This is a genomic window from Pelagibius sp. (assembly GCF_965249265.1).
Lineage (GTDB): Bacteria > Pseudomonadota > Alphaproteobacteria > Kiloniellales > Kiloniellaceae > Pelagibius.
Genome location: NZ_OZ252224.1, coordinates 875373 through 893696, shown reverse-complemented (window position 1 = coordinate 893696; position 18324 = coordinate 875373). Strand labels below are relative to the sequence as shown.

The following is an 18324-nucleotide window of genomic DNA, read 5'->3' as shown; positions in this document are numbered from 1 at the left end:
CGCCCCTGGGAACCCACATTCCGATTCAATCAATGCGTGAAACGCTCTAGGCGCATTTTCGACTTACGTCGAAGCGGTTCCAGCCCGCTCCCCCTCCCGGCCACCCAACATCAGTATCCTATGGGTGGTCGGGAGGGGGAGCGGACCGGTGCCGTTAAACCGTGAAAGATATCAGACGGCTAAAAGATCTGCCTTCAGAACCGCCAACAGGATCGAGAGTGTCACCACCGCCAGGGCCGTGGAGATCAGCACGGCGGAGGCCGAGCGGGCGAGATAGATGTTGTACTGCCGGGCCATGATGAAGACGTTGGCGCCGGAGGGAATGGCCGCGGTCAGGATGGCGACCGCAGCAGCCAGCGGCGTCAGGTCGAAGACGTAGAAGGCCATGACCGCCATGATCGCCGGATGGATGAAGAGCTTCATGAAGACGATGGCCAGGGTTTCCTTCAGGTCGCCTGCAATGGTAAAGGCGGTGAGCGTGGCCCCCAGGGCAAAGAGCGCGCAGGGCGCCGCCGCCGCGCCGAGCAGCACCGCGAAACGATCGACCGGCCCCGGCAGCGCAAGGCCGGAAGCGCCGTAGGCGATGCCCGCCACCAGCGCCAGGATGATGGGGTTCACCGCCAGCGCCTTCACCGTGTTGACCGCCAGACTGCGCCAGCCCTGGCCGGCGCCGAGGCCCAGTTCGATCAGCACCGTGATGACCGGGAAAATGACGATGGAGTGAAAGGTGATGATCAGCATCAACTGCACCCCGCCGGCGTCGCCGAGAGCGGTGAAGATCAGCGGAATGCCGAGCAGCACGGTGTTCGAGAAGGTCGATCCCATGCCGAAAAGCGCCCGCTCCGCCAAGTTGGTGCGGAACAGCAGGCCGGAGACGAGAAGCGCCAGCACGAAAGTCACCAAAATCGCGCTCATGTAGGCGCCGACGATGGAAATCTCGATCAGGCCGGGGCCGCGCGCCATGGCTCGGAACAGCAGCGCCGGAATGGCCAGATAAAAAACGAAGGTGTTGAGGCCCTTGATCGCCTCCTCGCTCATCCAGCCCCGGCGGCCGACCACGTAGCCGCAGAGGATCAGGCCGAAGATCGGCAATACCGTTTCGAGAATGCTTTGCATGACGGGAGGGTAACTATCCTTGCAGAAACGCCCGCGGTCCGGCCCGATCCGGCTGGAGCCGGGACCCGCGATGGGTCAAGATAGCAGTCATGGATCCAAAACTCACGGCTTGGCTTATTCTCGGTTTCGGCTATCTGCTGCCCCTCGCCCATGTGGTGCTGTCGCGCCGCGCCGGCAGCTGGCGCCCACCACCGGGCAGCGGTTGCCCCCTCGGTCCGCGGGTCGGCTGGCTGGTCCTCGTCCTGCTGCTGGGCCCAATCGGCTGGCTGCTGTTCTGGCGCAGCCGCCGGCGCATCGGCGCCTGAGGCGGACCGGGGCCTGAGGTGAACCGGGGCCTGAGGTGAACCGGGCAGCGACACAAACCTTGCAGTGATTCCTTTTTTGGCGGAATCTTTCCCCGATGGTTCTGCCGATACGAGCGTAAGGCGGATGAAAAGGGAACACGGTGAGGCGTACCCATCAGGGACCAAGACCGTGGCTGCCCCCGCAACTGTGAGCGGCGAGCGAAACCCGGAATGCCACTGGCCATAGCGGCCGGGAAGGCGGGTGAAGCGATCAACCGCAAGCCAGGAGACCTGCCATCAAAATCCGGCGCTTCCGCGCCAAATCAAAACAAACCGCACGGTGGGTGCGGAAAGGAGCAATCATGCACATCGAACCCGGCGTCGTGGACGGCGCCAAGATCGTCCTCAGCTACGCAACCGCCGCGGCCTCCTTCGGGCTGGCCGCCAAGCTAGCCATGGATACCATCCGCCGCGACGGCGGCGTCGCCGCGCTGGCACTGCGTTCCGTCTTCACGACGGCCTTGGTCTTCTGTTTCTTCGAGCTGCTGCCGCATTATCCGGTCGGCGTGTCAGAGGTCCATTTCATTCTCGGTTCGACCCTCTATCTCATTTTCGGCGCCGGTCCCGCAGCGATCGGCCTGGCGGCGGGCCTGCTGCTTCAGGGCGTGCTTTTCGCCCCTGCGGATCTGCCGCAATACTTCGTCAACATCACCACGCTGATCGTCCCGCTCTGGGCAGTGAGCCTTCTGGCCAAGAAGATCATTCCGTCGCAGACGCCCTACGTCGAGGTGAAGTACTGGCAGGCGCTGGCGCTTTCCACCGCCTATCAGGGCGGCATCGTCGCCTGGGTCGCCTTCTGGGCCTTCTACGGCAGCGGCTTCGGCGCGGCGAACCTCACCGCGGTTGCCTCTTTCAGCGGCGCCTACATGCTGGTGGTCGTGCTGGAACCACTGGCCGATCTTGCCGTACTGGCGGCCGCCAAGACGCTGGCGCCTTTCAGCCAGAACCGTCTGCTCTACAACCGACTGCATCACCCAGCAACCTGATCGGGGCGACCTGACGCCGACCATCGCGCCGCAGCCGGCGACGCCGGGCCCCAGCGCTGGGGCCCGGCAGCGGGCCAGAGCAGAGCGGTCGAACGGTCCTCCCGTCAATCCGGACCGCGAACGGGCAGCACAGCGCCCGGCGTCGGTTTGATGACCCGCTGAATAAACAGGGCCGCGGCGGCCAGGCCGACGCCGATTATGTCGGACAGAATCCCGCCCTCGATCATGAAGAGCGCCGCAAGGAGCAGGGCGAGGCGCAGGAACCAGACGGCGCGCGCACCCAGAAACCACCCCTGTACTCCGGCCGACAGCAGGAAAACGCCGAACACCGCCGTTATCAGCGCCCGCCCGATTTCAAAGGTACCCCCCTCCATCAGGATCGCCGAGTTGTAGAAGAACATGAAGGGTACGATAAAAGCGGCAATGCCGATCTTAAACGAGGCGACCGAGGTCTCCATCGGGTTGGCGCCGGAGATACCGGCGGCGGCATAGGATGCCAGGGCGACCGGCGGCGTTATCGCGGAAACGACCGCGAAGTAGAAGACGAAGAAGTGGGCCGTCAGGGCCGGGATGCCCAGTTCGATCAGTCCGGGTGCCACAACCGATGCGGCCACCGCGTAAGCAGCGGTTGTCGGCATGCCCATGCCGAGCAGGATAGCTATGCACATGGCGAAGAACAACGCCAGGAGCTGCGATGCCTCGGCAAGCCCCAGCAGCAGGTTTGAGAAGCGCGCACCGACGCCGGTCAGAGAGATAACCCCGACGATAATACCGGCGCAGGCGCAGACGGCGATGATCTGCACCGACATGATACCGGCAATCTCGAACGCCTTGGCGATGGAACGCGGCCCCATGCGATAGGGGGTAAGCCAGCTCACCACTGCGGCGGCAGCCGTTGCCAGGGTACCGGCGCGGATAACCGAATAGCCCATGAACAGCGCTGCGATCAGGATGATGATCGGCAGGAAAAGGAAGACACGCCGCATCATCTCGCGCAGCTTCGGCAGCTCGTCGTCGCGCATCCCCCGCATACCGAGCTTCGCCGCCTCGAAATCAACCATGAAGTAGATCGACACGAAGTAGAGGATCGCCGGAATGATCGCCGCGACCGCGATGTCGGTGTAAGGAATACCGGTGATCTCCGCCATGATGAAGGCGCCGGCACCCATGATGGGGGGCATGATCTGTCCGCCGGTGGAGGCCGCAGCCTCGATGGCGCCGGCGGTTTTGCGGTGATAGCCGACCTTCTTCATCAGCGGGATGGTAAGGGAGCCGGTGGCGACCACGTTGCCGGCCGACGTGCCGTTGATCATACCCATCAGGCCGCTGGCAAAGATCGCCACCTTGGCCGGACCGCCACGCGCCCGGCCAGCCGCCGCAAAGGCAAAGTTGACGAAATAGGCGCCGACCTTGGAGGCCTGGAGAAATGCGGCGAAGATGATGAACAGAATGATGTAAGTCGAAGAGACGGCGGTCGTCGGTCCAAGAATGCCGGCGTCGGTGTAAACCTGGCTGAAGAACCGCTGCCAGGTGATCGCCGGCGCACTGAGAAAGCCGGGCAGGTACTGTCCGGTAAAGACGTAAACCAGAAAGATGCCGGCGATGATGACAAGCGCCAGTCCGGCGACACGGCGGGTCAGTTCCATGATCAGGATCGTGCCCGCAACCGCCGCAATAGAGATGCCGATGGGTGCAAAGGGCGTTCCCGTGGAATTGCGCATCAAGGTGCCGTAGATCGCAATCAGGTAGGTCGCCACGGCCACCCCGCAGACCGCCAGAACGATATCCGGAAAGGCAAAGTGGCTGCGCTCGCGCCGGTCGGCCCAGGAGAGCAGCACGGCCCCAACCGTCGACAGCAAAAGCGGTAGGCCGAAGAGCCAGATCTCTTTGAACTTTATCCCTTCATCAATGCCGTTCCACATGACGCCGCCGGCGATATCGACAGCGAAGGACAGCGCCATGGCAAGCGCGAAGAGCGCCGGAAGAATCAGCACATAAGACAGGTAGTCCAGCAACCGGGTTTCGTTCGCAGGGCCGCTGGCGAAGTTCCGCGACGAAAAGAGTATGAAACCAAGACCCAGCGCCCCGGCGATATGCACAATGCGGAAGTTCCAGGTTTCCATAGGGAAGACGGGAAGGAAGGGCAAATCCACCAAACCACCGGTCATGGCGCTGAGAGACAAACCGTTCAAAGCGGCCATGTGGAAGCCTGCATAAACGGCAGCCAAAGCAGCGACGATGAGATGTGCTCGCCCCTCAAACAGTCGCCGGTTACTCTCGACCGGCTCCTCGTCGACCCCTTCGACAGTGATTGGGCTCTCAGTTTCAGTTTGATTCGTCACGGCACCCTCCCCTTTTCTTATCGTTAGTCTGCCAGCACGATTCCAGCATACTAACGTTTATTGCCCGCATAAGGTCACGGCTAAAGAAGAGGGCCGCCTCGCTCAGAGCGAGGCGGCCCATTTTCCGCTACCAGGCAGCCGGCTTAGCCGCCATGGACCATTTCACCGGCGATTGAGGCGCCATTCTCGTTGAACCACTTGGCCGCACCCGGGTGCCATTTCATGACCTCGTTCTTGTCCCAGTTCTCGGGCAGGGTGGAGCGGGCGGCACGGTGGATGGTGACCATCCTGTCGTTGTCGGACATCACCACATCGACCACGGCATAGACAAAGTCTTCCGGCAGGTCGCAGTTGGCAATCGCGAAGTTCCACATGGAGACCGACCGTGCGTCCTTGTTCAAGGTGGTGTAGGTGTCGGCCGCAATGTCAAAGGAGGACACGGGGAAGGTCTCAAGGATTTTTGACTGTTCCTCCGCCGTAAACTCGATGATGTTCACGTCGGTCTGCACTTCAAGCTGGCTGACCGCCGGTACCGGCACGCCGGCGGCAAAGGCAATCACATCAAGCAGGCCGTCCTGAAGCTGGCCGCCCAGATCCGACCAGCCGCCGTTGCGACGGTCGAAGTTGACGCCGAGGGTCTCCATCATACGCGGGAAGTAAGTGTCAGACGTCGAACCCGCGGGGCCGAAACCAATGCGCGCGCCGTCGGGAATGTCCTCGACGGAGGAGATGCCGGACGACGACAGAGCGGTGATCGAAAACGGTGTCTGATACATCGGGAACATGGCACAGGCGTTGGTCATCTGCAGGCCCGGGGCGATCGGGTTCGTACCCTGGATCGACTCCGCCGCAGGACCCATTGTCGTCATGCCGAAGGCCGCGTCGCCGGTGTGAACCAAGGCCATGTTCTGCATGGGGCCGCCCGTGACCTCGCCACCGCCGGAAATGCCCAGCTCTTCCGCGACGAGGTTGGCCCAGCCCGAACCGTAGGCGAAGTACGTCCCGCCTTGCGAGGCCGTACCAACGGTAAAGCTCTCTGGCCAGCCTGCACGGTCCTGGGCAAAGGCCGTCGTTGCAGTGAGGGCCATGGCGACGGCAGCGCCGGTGATTACCGTGAATTTCATTTTCAACTCCCTGTACTGGTTTGCTCGGCCTGTAAGCTGAGCGTTGTGATTGATACAATCGGCTTATGTTTTAGGTTTCCGGCTTCAGAATTCAAGACGAACTGCGTTTGCAGCCGACGTTCTCCCCCAAGTGGAGAAGATGCCAGAACTCGGCAAGCCTCCGGAGACCTTTTCATTCAAGGTGTTTTGAAGAAGGCCGCACAGCCATCATCCCATGACAGTGTTCTGCCCGCGGCGGCGCAGTTGCCTCGCCTCTCTTCCCCGAACTTGCGATGATCGCCCTGCAAGGCTCATCTTTGCGCTCTAGGATGGGATCGGCCCGGCACACACGATCAAGTGGGAAGCCACGGCGCCCGCCATGGCAATCAAACATGTCTTCACTGGTTTCCTCCCGTTTTTTTATCGTGCGCACACCAGAATTCTGCGCTCCGGCATGGCTACGCTGCTGATCGTTTAGCAACAGCCATGCCAATTCTCCTGACTTTCGGCCGTTGTAGACTAAGCTATTGATTAGACTGGCTCGGTAGCGTGCCGAGGTCAATGCGAGACCTTGCCGCCTGTGTCGAGCGCTACCCAGCGCCAGGAAAACATGGGTAGAACCCTACACAGCAAGCGCGAGCCGCCCGGCAACGGTCCGGCGACGGGCCCCCACTGCATCGGCTAGATTCTCAAGAACCCTGACCGAGGTATCCCAGTCGATACAGCCGTCCGTAACCGATTGACCATAGGTCAGCGGCCTTGCATTCAGGTCCTGGCGCCCGGCGACCAGATTGCTTTCGATCAAAAGCCCGGTGATGCGCCCGTCGCCAGCGGCAATCTGGGCAGCGACATCGGCCGCCACCAGCGGCTGGTTTTCCGGCTTCTTGCCGCTGTTGGCGTGGCTGGTATCGATCATAACGTGGCCCCGCAGGCCGGAGGCTTCGGCCGCGCGGCAGGCGGCCTCGACGGAGGCGGCGTCGTAGTTCGGTCGGACGCCGCCGCGCAGGATGATGTGGCAATCGGGGTTGCCCTGCGTCGCCGCAATCGCCGCACGGCCGTTCTTGGTGACCGCCATGAAATGATGCGGATGGGCGGCTGAGTGGACGGCATCGATGGCGATCTGCACATCGCCCGAGGTGCTGTTCTTGAAACCGACCGGGCAGGAAAGGCCAGAGGCCAGTTCCCGGTGAACCTGGCTTTCCGTCGTGCGGGCGCCGATGGCGGCCCAGCCGACCAGATCGGCAATGTACTGCGGCACCGTGGCATCCAGGAATTCGCAACCGACCGGAACGCCCAGTTCGTTGATTTCCGCCAGCAGCTTTCGCGCCCGCCGCAGGCCGGTATTGATGTCGAAAGAACCGTCGAGGTGCGGATCGTTGATCAGGCCCTTCCAGCCGACGGTGGTGCGCGGTTTGGCGAAGTAGACACGCATCACCACTTCCAGCCGGTCGGCCAGGGCATGGCGCAGGCCAGCCAGGCGGCGTGCGTAGTCCATTGCCGCCACCGGGTCATGGATCGAACAGGGGCCCACAACCACCAGCAGGCGGTCGTCATCGCCCTTAAGGATCCGGTGGATCGCGGCACGGGCGGAACGCGCCGTCCCGGCGGCAGTCTTGGTCAGGGGGGTTTCGCTCAGGAGGGTCTCTGGTGAAACCAGCTCGCGTATCTCGCGAATTCTAAGGTCATCTGTCAGTCTTGGGGCCAGATTTGGCATCGTCGGGTTCCTTTGTTTCGCCCCCGGCGGCCACAAAAAAACCGCCAGAGCGCTGGCGGTTGCTTCGGTTCTTGGTCGATCTGCTGAATTCAGACCATACGTTCCCCTCCGTCCGCCTGAAGGCCCGGATAGCTAAAAAAGTACCAAAACGTGGCGAACGGGTTAGTCATGCCTTTTCGAATACACGGCCTCGCCTGCCCTGTCACCTGCTTTTTTTTGCGGTGAAGAACATGGATTCCAGGTTGCGGCGGCTAAGCAAGGAGCCGTTTCGCTTAGCCCAGCGTGTTTTCAAGTTGGCGAGAAATCGGAGGTAAAATCCTGAAACTTGCCGCCGCGAGGCCGCGGGATCTCATCAACAACCCGTATTGCCAATGACGGTGGATCGCTTGCAGCGGCGGCCCAAACGGCTTGAACACGCTCTGAGAAGGCGGCCGGGAGGGCACCGGCGGTCACAATACGCAGTTCGTAGCTGCCGTCCCGATACTGGTGTAACTGGTACTGGCGCAACGGTTTCGAGAGATTCTCGGGCAGATCTCCCAAGGCTGTCCTCAGCGCGTTCCAATATCTGAAGGTATCGGACGGCAGGTCTAGCAGGCGCCGATAGCGCCCGTGGATGTCACCAAAGGCAGGAAGACTGCGCCCGCAGGGACAGGGCCCGCCAACCGCTTCGGCCAAATCGCCGGAATCATAGCGGATCAGCGGCATCGCCGCGTTGACCAGGGTAGTCGTCACGACATGTCCTCGTTCACCCGGCGCGCAGGGATAACCGTCATCATCGACAATCTCGACCAGACAGTGTTCCGCATTCACATGATAACGCCCGCCTTCCACGCAACGGGTCGCAACGATCCCAATCTCGTTGAAGCCATAATTCTCCTGCACATCAAGCGAGAAGGTCCTCTCGATCCGCTGCCGCATCTCCGGCGCAAGCTGCTGGGCGATAGCGAAAATTCCCCGAAGCCCCTCCGGAGGCTGACGGTCCTGAAAACCGAAAGCCAGGTGTTCCAGTTCCGCCGCATGTCCAAGAAGATAGTCGAGCCGCTGTTCTTCCACCCAGTCCACCTGCCGGTCGACGTCATTTCTGTTCGAAAAGCCGACCAGGCGCCCGGTCTGAAAGTACGGTCCAACCTGCACAGACCAGGTGTCGCGTTCACAGGTTTCACCTTCTTCGAGAAGACCTCCCTCAGGGCCCCTCGGCAGGTCCTTGGGCGGCCGGATCATGCCAATCCGCCCCATCGGGTCGATCCGCGCCCAACGCATTTGGCGCTGCTTCAGTATGGGGAACATCATCGCGCTGCGGGAGGAATGGTAGACCTCGACCGGTTGGCCGGTGCTGCCCGAAGTCTTGACCATTGAGGCAACGCGCTGCCCTTCTGGAAGGGCTCGCGCGCATAAAGATGCCTTGTGCTCTTGAACATCCGATCGAGTCAGAACCGGCAGCTTCAAGAGGTCCTCAGGCCGACGAATATCGTCGGCGCTTATCCCAAGCCGTTTGAACAAGTCCTGATAGTAGGGCACCTGCTCAGCAACAAACCTGGCGACTGCGTGTATGGCGTTGGCCTCTAGAGCTTCCTCTTGTTCCTGCGTGACAAACTCGCGCGTCACCAAGCCATCGTGCCATTTCACTGCTGACCACTCGGGCAGGGGTTTCCAGCGCCGCTGTTCTTCCTGTTCAATTTCTTTAGTCGTCGCCAAGACGCCGCCCCCTCCCGGCCAAGAACAGAGCCCTTACTGCATAGGCCTTAGGAATATAAAACCTATTCGATCTTCCCCGCTACATAGTCCCCTCATTTCCGGCGTCGGCATCGCAACTCGCCGTTGAGGCACTTGCTGTCCGTCAGGAAACCTCGACTGCCCTACTCCGCAGCGCTCGTCGCCGGGGCGGCCTCGCCCTCCTCCGGTGCGCGTTTCTTGATAGTCCAGCCCATGACGCCGAAGATGATAGTCACGATGGGCGACATCCAGCAGAAGAAGTTGAACGGCAGGTAGGCGATGGTGGCGACGCCCAGGGTGGCGGCCTGGAAGGCACCGCCGGAATTCCATGGCACCAGGTTGGCTGTCACCGTCGCCGAATCCTCCACTGCGCGAGACAGGTTCTCCGGGGCAAGGTCGCGCTCGCGATAAGCCGGGGCGTAGGTCCGCGCGCCCATGACGATGGCCATGTACTGATCGCAGAGGATCAGGTTGGCGGCGATGCAGGTCAACACCGTGGAGGTGATCAACGACCCCGTCGACTTAGCGTACTGCAGGATTGTGTCGGCGATCACCTTCAACTGGCTGGTGCGCTCCATCACCCCGCCGAACATCATCGCCACGATGATCAGGCTGATGGTGAAAAACATGGACGACAGTCCGCCGCGGCTGAGCAGGGAGTCGACATCCTCGATCCCGGTCTCGGAGGCGAAACCACCATAGGCGGCGTTCGCCAGAGCTTCATAGTCAGCGCCCTGCAGGCCGATGGCACAGACCGCACCGGCCAGCACACCAAGGGTAATGCCGGGAATGGCCGGCATTTTCTTATAGGAAACGAAGAGCACCACCAGCGGCGGCAACAGCAGCACAGGGTTGATGGTGAAGTTGGCGTCGAGAGTGGCCAGCACGGTCTGAATGCGCGCCAAGTCACCGCCGCTGCCGCCATAGTTCAGACCCAGCACAATCTCGATCACCAGCGTCAGCGCGAAGGTCACGCCGGTGGTGTAGGACATGTGCTTAATATGCGTGAACAGATCGGTACCGGCCATGGCCGGGGCCAGATTGGTGGTGTCGGACAGCGGCGACATCTTGTCACCGAAGTACGCGCCGGAAAGCACCGCACCTGCGACGATAGGCAGCGGGAAACCAAGACCTGCACCGATCCCCATCAAAGCGACGCCGATGGTCCCCGCCGTGCCCCAGGAAGTGCCGGTGGCCAGGGAGGTGATGGCGCAGATCAGAAGCGTCGCCGGTAGGAAGATCGACGGCGACATGAACTGCAGGCCGTAGTAGATCAAGGTCGGCACCACGCCGGCCAGAATCCAAACGCCGATCAGAATACCGACCACCAGCAGGATGATCATCGCCGGCAGGGCATTTGTAATACCGCGGACCATACCGTTCTGGATGTTCTGCCAGGAAAAGCCGCAGCGCAGCGCCACAACGCTGGACACGATAACGCCGAGCAGCATTGGGATCTGCGGATCCAGACCGTAGACCACGATGGAAATGCTGATCCCGACGACCAGCGAGAAAAGCGAAATGATCGCCTCCCAGAGGTGCGGCAGCCGTGCCCCCTGCGGAACATCCGTTTTCATAGTTTCCCCCCTTTTTTTGGAGTCGTCTCTCGCTGCCGGCGAGTGTGACTCCGTTCTTTTATATTAGTGAAGTCTTTATTGCGTCTTCGACCGCAAGAGCATGCCGAAGAGATCGCGCGGGTCGTCGGGATCGGCGACCATGTCGAGATCCTGATAGAAACCGGTACCCTTGATCCGCCCCCAGACGTAGCGCAGGGCCGAGAAGTCCTCGATGGCAAAACCGACGCCGTCGAACAGCGTGATCTGGTTGTCGCTCACCCGGCCGGGCGCGGTGCCGTTGATCACCTGCCACATCTCGGTGACCGGAAAGTCAGCCGGCATCTGCTGAATCTCGCCTTCGATGCGGGTCTGCGGCGGGTATTCCACGAAGACCGTGGAGCGCGACAGGATGTCCCGATGCAGTTCGGTCTTGCCGGGACAGTCACCGCCGATGGCGTTGATGTGAACCCCGGCACCGATCATGTTATCGGTCAGGATGGTCGCGAACTGTTTGTCGGCCGTGCAGGTGGTGATGATCTGCGCGCCCTCCATCGCCTCTTCCGGCGTCCTGCAGGCGGTCATGCCGATGCCAAACCCGTCAAGGTTCCGCATCGCCTTTTCCGTCGCCCGGCTGTCGATATCGTAAAGCCGGACGTTGTCGATGCCGCAGATCGCCTTCATCGCCAGCGCCTGAAACTCCGACTGTGCACCGTTGCCGATCATCGCCATGCAGCGCGCGCCCTTGGGCGCCAGATGCTTGGCCACCATCGCCGAGGTCGCCGCGGTGCGCAGCGCGGTCAGTACCGTCATTTCACTGAGCAATACCGGATAACCGGTCCCGACCCTGGCAAGCAGTCCGAAAGCGGTGACCGTCTGCAGGCCGTCGTGGATGTTCTTCGGGTGACCGTTGACGTACTTGAAGCCATAGACTTCACCATCCGAGGTCGGCATCAGTTCGATCACACCCTCATCAGAATGGCAGGCAACGCGCGGCGTCTTGTCGAAGAGTTCCCAGCGCCGGAAGTCTTCTTCGATGTAGTCGCCAAGATCGCGCAGCATCGACTCGACACCGATGTGATGGACCAGCTTCATCATGTTCTCGACACTGACGAAGGGCACGAAGGCCAGGTGCGAAGGTTGGGGGGCGGTCATGGTTGGCCCTTCAGGAGAAATCGGGCGTGTGGCGGTCGAACACCCGGCGCCCGAGCAGCGAGGCAGTCAGATCGACCATGAGAGAAGCGGTACGGCCGCGCTCATCCAGAAAGGGATTCAACTCGGCAAGGTCCAGGGAGGCCGCAAGGTTGGATTCATAGACCATCTCCATCACATGATGAGCCTCGCGGAAGGTGGCGCCGCCGGGCACCGTGGTGCCCACCGCCGGCGCGATGGTCGGGTCGAGAAAATCGACGTCCAAGGAGACGTGCAGCAGGCCGTTGGCCGCGGCGACCTTCTCCAGAAAAACCGAAAGCGGCTTGGCGATGCCGTGATCGTCGATCATGCGCATGTCGATGGCGGAAATCGCGCTGTCCCTCAGTGTCTCTTTCTCCACGGCATCGACGGAGCGCAGACCGATCATGCAGATGTTTTCCTCTGGCACCGCCTTGGGCATCGGCGGAAAGGCATCGAAGCCGTTCAGGCCGGAGATATAGCCCATCGGCGTGCCGTGCAGGTTGCCGGAGTCCGTCGTCATCGGCGTATGCAGGTCGGTATGAGCGTCGAGCCAGAGGATGAACAGCGGGCGGTCCTGTTCCAGCGCATGGGCGGCGATGCCGTGGACCGTGCCCATGGAAAGCGCATGGTCGCCGCCGAGAAAAATCGGGAAACCTTTCGCCGCCGCCCGCTTTGCAACGCCGCTCACCGCCTTAGCCCAGGCAACCGTCTCCGACAAAGAATGGACGAGCTCGTTGGCACAGCCATGGTCGCCTTCGTCCTGCGGCGTCACGTTGCCCCAGTCGTCGGCGGTGTGTCCCAGTTCCGCAACGGTCTCGGCCAGGCGCGCGGTGCGGTAGGCATCGGGCCCCATCAGGCAGCCCTTCCGCTTTTTCCCGCTATCGACCGGCACGCCGACCAGAATGCAGTTTCGCCTGTCCACGTCTGTGCTTTCCTCTCAAGTCATCTGGTCAAATCGTCTGGCCCGACAAGATCTGACCAAAAAGGGTAGGAAAACAGCCTATTTTTTGCATATAATGCAAAGCTTTCCTTCATAATGAAGTCTATTCTATACAATATGGATAGTCACGACACGAAGATTATCGCGGAGCTGCGCCGCGATGCCCGCATGTCGCTGTCGACCCTGGCCGCCGCCGTGGGGCTGTCGCGGGTGACCGTCCGGTCGCGGCTCAACCGCCTCGTCGCGGAGGGCACCATTGTCGGCTTTACCGCCATCTTGAATGACGATGTCCGGGACCATCCTGTGCGCGGCCTGATGATGCTGGGGATCGAGGGGCGCGGCACCGACCGCATTCTGCGCAGCCTGAGCGGTATTTCGGCCGTGCAGGCGATCCACACCACCAACGGCAAGTGGGATCTGATTGTCGAACTGGGCACCGAAACACTGGAAGTGCTCGACGGCGTACTCGCCAAGATCCGCCGCCTGGAAGGGGTTGCGACAAGCGAGACCAACCTGCTGCTCGCCACCCGCATGACCACGCAACCGCCGCGGCAGTGAAGGCTCTCAGCCGGGCACGAAGTCCTCACGCTTGAGGCCGTGGCGCTGCAGCTTGTCATAGAGGGTTTTGCGCGAGAGGCCGAGGGCTTCGTAGGTGGCCTTCAGGCTGCCGCCCTGGCGCCGCAGTTCGGCTTCCAGGATCGCCTTCTCCACCGCTTCGAGACGGCCGGCCAAGGGTCCCTCTCCCGTTGACCCTTCCGCCGCCGGAGAAACGGCATCTCCCGTCACGACGGCGCCGGGCACCACCGCCCCCAGCCCCAGAACGAAGCGGTCGGCGGCATTGCGCAGTTCGCGCACGTTGCCGGGCCAGTCGTAGCTCAGTAAATCGGAAAGGTGACGGTCGTCGGGATCGGGGATCTCGCGGCGGTAACGGGCGCGGGCCTCGCGGGCCAGATGATGGAACAGCAAAGGGATGTCTTCGCGGCGCTCACGCAGCGGCGGCACCTGCAGAGTAACGACGTTGAGGCGGTAGTAGAGATCCTCGCGGAAACGGCCTTCGCGGCAGGCCGTCAGCAGATCCTCCTTGCTTGCCGCGACGAAACGAAGGTCGAGCGCAACAGACTTGTTGGAACCGAGACGTTCGATGCTGCGCTGTTCGATGGCGCGCAGCAGCTTCACCTGCAGGTCCAGCGGCATGGATTCGATTTCGTCCAGCAGCACGGTACCGCCGTTGGCGAACTCCAGCTTGCCGATACGTTGTTTCTGGGCCGAGGTGAAAGCGCCGGCTTCGTGACCGAAGAGTTCGCTTTCGATCATCTCGGCGGGCAGCGCGCCGCAGTTGATGGCGACGAAGGGCCCCTTGGCGCGTGGGCCGAAGTCGTGCAGGGCGCGGGCCACGACCTCCTTGCCGCTGCCGGTTTCACCGGTGACCAACACATCCGCATCGGTCTCCGCCAGGGCCTGCAGTTGCACGCGCAGATGCTCCATGGCCGGGGTGCGGCCGACGAGACGGGCATCCAGGCCGCCGCCGGTTTCCAGCTCCTCGCGCAAGGCGCGGTTCTCCAGCACCAGACGCCGCTTGTCCAGCGCCCGCGCCACCACACTGGCGAGGTGCGAAGTGTCGAAAGGCTTTTCAATGAAGTCGTAAGCCCCGGCCCGCATCGCCTCGACCGCCAGAGGCACGTCGCCGTGGCCGGTGACCAGCACCACCGGCAGGGCCGGGTCGATTTCCAGGGCGCGGCGCAGCAGCGCCAGACCGTCCATGTCCGGCATGGTGATATCGGTGACCAGCACGCCGTAGAGGTTCCGGTTGAGCTGCGCTTCGGCCTGGCGCGCGGCGGCAAAGCAGGTCACCGGATGACCGCAGAGCTCAAGCCCCTGCTTCACCGCATGGCGCAGCGGTTCTTCATCGTCGACGAAAAAGACCTGTCCCTCGGTCATGCCGGCTCAAGCACCGCTTCGGGCTGCGCCAGCAGGGGAAGTTCGACGATGAAAACAGCACCGCCGCCGGGATGGTTCTCGACCCGGATCGATCCCTCGAAGTCCTTCACGATGTTGTAGGAGATCGACAGACCCAGACCGAGCCCCTTGCCGACATCCTTGGTGGTGAAGAAGGGGTCGAAGATGCTGCCGATCTGCGCCGACTCGATTCCCGGGCCGTGATCGCGCACCGAAACGACGACCCGCCCCGCGGTTTCACGGACAGCGATTTCGATCTTCGGCTCCTCGGCACCCTCCATGGCATCCAGGGCGTTGGACACGAGATTCAGGATGACATGCTGCAGCCGCACCCGGCCGGCCCGCACCCGCAGGCTGCGGTCGGGCTGCTCCAGGGAGACGGTTGCCCCCGCACGCTCAAGGCGGATACGCAGAAAATCCAGCGTGTCATCCAGCACCTCCGCCAGCACGAGAGGGCGCAGCTCGCGGCGCGGTTTGCGGGCAAAGGTCATCAGGTGTTTGCTGATCTCGGCCATGCGGGCCGTCAGGTCGCGAATGCGCTGCAGGTTCTCGCCGGCTTCGCGGTCGCGGTTGCGCTCGATCAACAGCCGGGCGTTGTCGGCATAGGAACGGATCGCCGCCAGGGGCTGGTTAAATTCGTGGCTGAGGGCCGCCGACATCTGCCCCAGGGCCGCCAGCTTGCCGGCCTGGATCAGGTCGTCCTGGGCTTGGCGGAGTTCGGCCTCCGCTGCCTCGCGCTCGCCGATCTCGCGCTCCAACTGGGCATTGGCACTAGTCAGATCCGCCGTGCGCTCTTCCACCCTTTGCTCCAGTTCTTCCGAGGCACGGCGCTGATAGTCGATGCGCTCGACGAGACGGCTGCGGCGCTGCCAGACCAGGGTGGCGATCAGAAAGGTGATGAGACAGGCCAGCGCCGCCACCAGCGTCGCCGTGATGCTCTGGGAGCGGGCCAGATGGGTCGAGGCAAGCACGGAAACCGTCCATCCGGCCTCCGGCATCGCCCGCGATACCATCAGGTACTCGGCTTTCTGGGCGCCCGGCTCATCCGCAATCCGTATCAGCCGCGGCCCTTCGCCGATCGTTTGTTGCTCGACCACCTCCAGAGGACGCAGGTCGACGGATTGATAGCGGCGGTTCTCGGCAATCTCCTGCAGGGCCTCATCGCTCAAGGGGGCCAGACTGCGGAAGCGCCAAGCGGCATGACTGGAAACGAAGATGACGCCGTGCGGGTCGGTGACGATGACCTTTTCTTCATCGGCGGTCCAAGCGGCCTCGATATCGGTGAGACTGACCTTGACCACCACGGCGCCCAGGATCTCGTGGTTCTGGAACACCGGCGACGCAAAGTAGTATCCGCGCCGGCCCGAGGTGGTGCCCAGGGCGAAAAAGCGCCCAAGCTGGCCCTGCATGGCCTCCTGGAAGTAAGGCCTGTAGCTGAAGTTATGGCCGACGAAGGGCCGCTCGCTGTCCCAGTTGCTGGCGGCGAAGGTCAGGCCCTCGGCATCCATGAAGTAAGTGTCTTCGGCACCAGTCAGCGAATTGACCGTCTCGGTCAGCGCGTTGGCACGCTGCAGCGTCTCTGCATCGAGCGGCGCCTGAAAGAACGCGGCCACGCCTTCGTGCAACGCCAGCAACTTTGGCACCGACTGGTACTTGCCAAGGGCGCCGTCCAGATTGCTGTTGTAGAGGTCGAGCTTGGCCATGGCACCGGCACGGGTCTGGTCCAGGAAGAGGCCTGATGACCAATACCAGGTCAGCGCCAGCACCAGAACACTGGCAGCCAGCGCCGCAACGATACCCAGTACCGCAGCGCGCCGGCGCGGGCGGCTCAGCCTATGGCCGGAAGGATTGTTCACCGAAGACGACGTCAGCTTTTGAAGAAGGAGTCGGCGCCGGACAGATAGCTCTTCTTGGCGGCGATCTTCTCTTCCACCCGCGCCGCCTCTGCCTGCAGCTCGGCCAGGTATTCTTCAAGCTCATCGATGCCGAGGCTGTCCAGATCCCGGGGCTTGGGTTTCTTGTTCCGCGGTTCCAGATCTTCGATATCCATGGCCCTCATACTCCCCTGCCGCTCTTTCGCGGCTTTCTCTGCGGTTCGGCTGCGGCGGCCTGCCTTCGGCAGCCCCCGCAGAGACCACCGGGCGATCGCTTGATTTTTGCCCGCTCATTATACTAACTCCCCCCGGCGAATGCGATTCCCCGCAAAGCCCCTGCACCAAAACCCCGATAAGCCAATGGAGCCCTCAAGATGAGCCAGACCCTGCCCGAAAGCATGACCGCCATCGAAATCAGCGAACCCGGCGGCCCGGAGGTTCTGGTGCCGGGGATCCGCCCTGTCCCGCAGCCCGCGGCGGGCGAGGTTTTGGTTAAGGTGGCCGCCGCCGGGGTCAACCGGCCGGACGTACTGCAACGCCTCGGCGGTTATCCGCCGCCGCCCGGTGCCTCTGACATCCCCGGGCTGGAAATCGCCGGCGAAGTGGTGGCCCTGGGCGAAGGGGCCGCCAGCCTTTCCCCCGGCCTTTCCCTGGGCGACCAGGTGACGGCCCTGGTGACCGGCGGCGGTTATGCCCAGTACTGCGCCGCCCCGGCGGTCCAGTGCCTGCCGATCCCCAAAGGGTTCGATCTGACCCAGGCGGCGGCCCTGCCCGAGACCTTTTTCACCGTCTGGGTGAATGTCTTCCAGCGCTCGGCCCTGCAGCCCGGCGAGAGTTTCCTGGTCCACGGCGGCACCTCCGGCATTGGCACCACGGCGATACAGCTCGCCAAGGCTCTGGGCAGCCGGGTTTTCGCCACCGCCGGCTCGCCGGAGAAAGTGAAGGCCTGCGAGGACCTGGGGGCCGAGCGGGGCATCAACTACCGCGATGAGGATTTCGTCGCCGTGGTGAAAGAGGCAACCGGCGGCAAGGGCGTCAATGTGGTCCTGGATATGGTCGGCGGCGACTACATCCAGCGCAACATCAAGGCCATGGCCCCGGAGGGTCGGCTCAGCTTCATCGCCTTTCTCGGCGGCGCCAAGGCCGAGGTCGATTTCACCTCGGTCATGCTGAAGCGCCTAACCATCACCGGGTCAACGCTCCGTGCCCGTTCCGTCGACTTCAAGGCCCAGGTGGCCGCCGAACTGCGGGAAAAGGCCTGGCCCCTGTTGGACTCCGGCCGGATCGCCCCGGTCATGGCCGCCAGCTTCCCCCTGGAAGAGGCGGCAAAGGCCCATGCCCTGATGGAATCCAGCAGCCATATCGGGAAAATCGTGCTGAAGACTTGAGCAGTCTGTTCGACTGACGTCGAAGCGGTTCCGGCCCGCTCCCCCTCCCGGCCACCCATAGGACACTGGTGTTGGGTGGCCGGGAGGGGGAGCGGGCCGGCGCCGACAGCCTTGAAAACCGG

The 18324-nt window shown here is 62.7% G+C and carries 15 protein-coding genes and 1 riboswitch; of the genes, 4 read left to right on the top strand and 11 right to left on the bottom strand.

The genetic code is table 11. From position 1 onward, the window contains the following. Window positions 1-171: 171 nt before the first annotated feature. Window positions 172-1116 carry an AEC family transporter gene (locus ACP146_RS04355; protein ID WP_422365541.1) on the bottom strand — a complete coding sequence of 315 codons (945 nt, stop codon included), beginning with the start codon at window positions 1114-1116 and terminating at the stop codon, window positions 172-174. Between the two features lie 89 nt (window positions 1117-1205). Between ACP146_RS04355 and ACP146_RS04350 the strand changes: the two genes are divergently transcribed. Then, the gene (locus ACP146_RS04350) at window positions 1206-1421 is read left to right on the top strand and encodes a hypothetical protein (RefSeq protein ID WP_422365540.1); all 216 of its coding nucleotides are present in this window, start codon (window positions 1206-1208) and stop codon (window positions 1419-1421) included. 79 nt (window positions 1422-1500) lie between these two features. Then, window positions 1501-1713, top strand: a riboswitch (cobalamin riboswitch). A 49-nt stretch (window positions 1714-1762) separates the two neighbouring features. After that, on the top strand, window positions 1763-2446 hold the full coding sequence (locus ACP146_RS04345; protein WP_422365539.1) for an energy-coupling factor ABC transporter permease: 684 nt from the start codon (window positions 1763-1765) through the stop codon (window positions 2444-2446). Window positions 2447-2550: 104 nt separating this feature from the next. Here ACP146_RS04345 and ACP146_RS04340 read toward each other — a convergent pair whose 3' ends face one another. From ACP146_RS04340 to rocF, 7 genes are all read right to left on the bottom strand, one after another. Then, window positions 2551-4788, bottom strand: coding sequence for a TRAP transporter permease (locus ACP146_RS04340; RefSeq protein WP_422365538.1), 2238 nt, complete (start codon window positions 4786-4788; stop codon window positions 2551-2553). Window positions 4789-4931: 143 nt separating this feature from the next. Then, complete coding sequence (locus ACP146_RS04335; RefSeq protein WP_422365537.1) at window positions 4932-5912, bottom strand: TAXI family TRAP transporter solute-binding subunit; 981 nt, start codon at window positions 5910-5912, stop codon at window positions 4932-4934. Window positions 5913-6513: 601 nt separating this feature from the next. Further along, a complete protein-coding gene (locus ACP146_RS04330) occupies window positions 6514-7605 on the bottom strand; it encodes a 3-deoxy-7-phosphoheptulonate synthase (protein ID WP_422365536.1) in 1092 nt (363 codons plus the stop codon). Between the two features lie 288 nt (window positions 7606-7893). After that, the gene (locus tag ACP146_RS04325) at window positions 7894-9300 is read right to left on the bottom strand and encodes a phenylacetate--CoA ligase family protein (RefSeq protein ID WP_422365535.1); all 1407 of its coding nucleotides are present in this window, start codon (window positions 9298-9300) and stop codon (window positions 7894-7896) included. A 161-nt stretch (window positions 9301-9461) separates the two neighbouring features. Next, window positions 9462-10895 carry a Na+/H+ antiporter NhaC gene (gene nhaC / locus ACP146_RS04320; protein WP_422365534.1) on the bottom strand — a complete coding sequence of 478 codons (1434 nt, stop codon included), beginning with the start codon at window positions 10893-10895 and terminating at the stop codon, window positions 9462-9464. A 75-nt stretch (window positions 10896-10970) separates the two neighbouring features. After that, window positions 10971-12026, bottom strand: coding sequence for an ornithine cyclodeaminase (locus ACP146_RS04315; protein WP_422365533.1), 1056 nt, complete (start codon window positions 12024-12026; stop codon window positions 10971-10973). A 10-nt stretch (window positions 12027-12036) separates the two neighbouring features. Then, the gene (gene rocF / locus ACP146_RS04310; protein WP_422365532.1) at window positions 12037-12966 is read right to left on the bottom strand and encodes an arginase; all 930 of its coding nucleotides are present in this window, start codon (window positions 12964-12966) and stop codon (window positions 12037-12039) included. Between the two features lie 114 nt (window positions 12967-13080). Here rocF and ACP146_RS04305 point away from each other — a divergent pair, with 114 nt between their 5' ends. After that, window positions 13081-13542 carry an Lrp/AsnC family transcriptional regulator gene (locus tag ACP146_RS04305; RefSeq protein ID WP_422365531.1) on the top strand — a complete coding sequence of 154 codons (462 nt, stop codon included), beginning with the start codon at window positions 13081-13083 and terminating at the stop codon, window positions 13540-13542. A gap of 6 nt (window positions 13543-13548) precedes the next feature. Here ACP146_RS04305 and ACP146_RS04300 read toward each other — a convergent pair whose 3' ends face one another. Genes ACP146_RS04300 through ACP146_RS04290 form a run of 3 tightly spaced genes read right to left on the bottom strand, consistent with a single transcriptional unit; the run spans window position 13549 to window position 16990 of the window. Further along, window positions 13549-14922: a sigma-54-dependent transcriptional regulator gene (locus ACP146_RS04300; protein ID WP_422365530.1), complete on the bottom strand. Its 1374-nt coding sequence runs from the start codon at window positions 14920-14922 to the stop codon at window positions 13549-13551. Then, window positions 14919-16796: a sensor histidine kinase gene (locus tag ACP146_RS04295; protein WP_422365529.1), complete on the bottom strand. Its 1878-nt coding sequence runs from the start codon at window positions 16794-16796 to the stop codon at window positions 14919-14921. Before ACP146_RS04295 ends, ACP146_RS04300 begins: the two co-directional genes overlap by 4 nt. 11 nt (window positions 16797-16807) lie before the next feature. Then, complete coding sequence (locus tag ACP146_RS04290) at window positions 16808-16990, bottom strand: DUF1192 domain-containing protein (RefSeq protein WP_422365528.1); 183 nt, start codon at window positions 16988-16990, stop codon at window positions 16808-16810. Window positions 16991-17188: 198 nt separating this feature from the next. On the opposite strand from ACP146_RS04290, the gene ACP146_RS04285 reads away from it, so the two are divergent. Further along, window positions 17189-18202 (top strand): NAD(P)H-quinone oxidoreductase, encoded by a 1014-nt coding sequence (locus ACP146_RS04285; protein ID WP_422365527.1) that lies wholly within the window; start codon window positions 17189-17191, stop codon window positions 18200-18202. The last annotated feature ends 122 nt before the right edge of the window (window positions 18203-18324 follow it).

Excerpts from the sequence above, each read along its gene's own strand:
- ACP146_RS04290 (WP_422365528.1), bottom strand. The coding sequence starts at position 16,990 with ATGGATATCGAAGATCTGGAACCGCGGAACAAGAAACCCAAGCCCCGG.
- ACP146_RS04315 (WP_422365533.1), bottom strand. The coding sequence starts at position 12,026 with ATGACCGCCCCCCAACCTTCGCACCTGGCCTTCGTGCCCTTCGTCAGT.
- ACP146_RS04300 (WP_422365530.1), bottom strand. The coding sequence starts at position 14,922 with ATGACCGAGGGACAGGTCTTTTTCGTCGACGATGAAGAACCGCTGCGC.
- ACP146_RS04330 (WP_422365536.1), bottom strand. The coding sequence starts at position 7,605 with ATGCCAAATCTGGCCCCAAGACTGACAGATGACCTTAGAATTCGCGAG.
- ACP146_RS04305 (WP_422365531.1), top strand. The coding sequence starts at position 13,081 with ATGAAGTCTATTCTATACAATATGGATAGTCACGACACGAAGATTATC.
- ACP146_RS04335 (WP_422365537.1), bottom strand. The coding sequence starts at position 5,912 with ATGAAATTCACGGTAATCACCGGCGCTGCCGTCGCCATGGCCCTCACT.
- ACP146_RS04285 (WP_422365527.1), top strand. The coding sequence starts at position 17,189 with ATGAGCCAGACCCTGCCCGAAAGCATGACCGCCATCGAAATCAGCGAA.
- ACP146_RS04355 (WP_422365541.1), bottom strand. The coding sequence starts at position 1,116 with ATGCAAAGCATTCTCGAAACGGTATTGCCGATCTTCGGCCTGATCCTC.
- ACP146_RS04345 (WP_422365539.1), top strand. The coding sequence starts at position 1,763 with ATGCACATCGAACCCGGCGTCGTGGACGGCGCCAAGATCGTCCTCAGC.
- nhaC (WP_422365534.1), bottom strand. The coding sequence starts at position 10,895 with ATGAAAACGGATGTTCCGCAGGGGGCACGGCTGCCGCACCTCTGGGAG.
- ACP146_RS04350 (WP_422365540.1), top strand. The coding sequence starts at position 1,206 with ATGGATCCAAAACTCACGGCTTGGCTTATTCTCGGTTTCGGCTATCTG.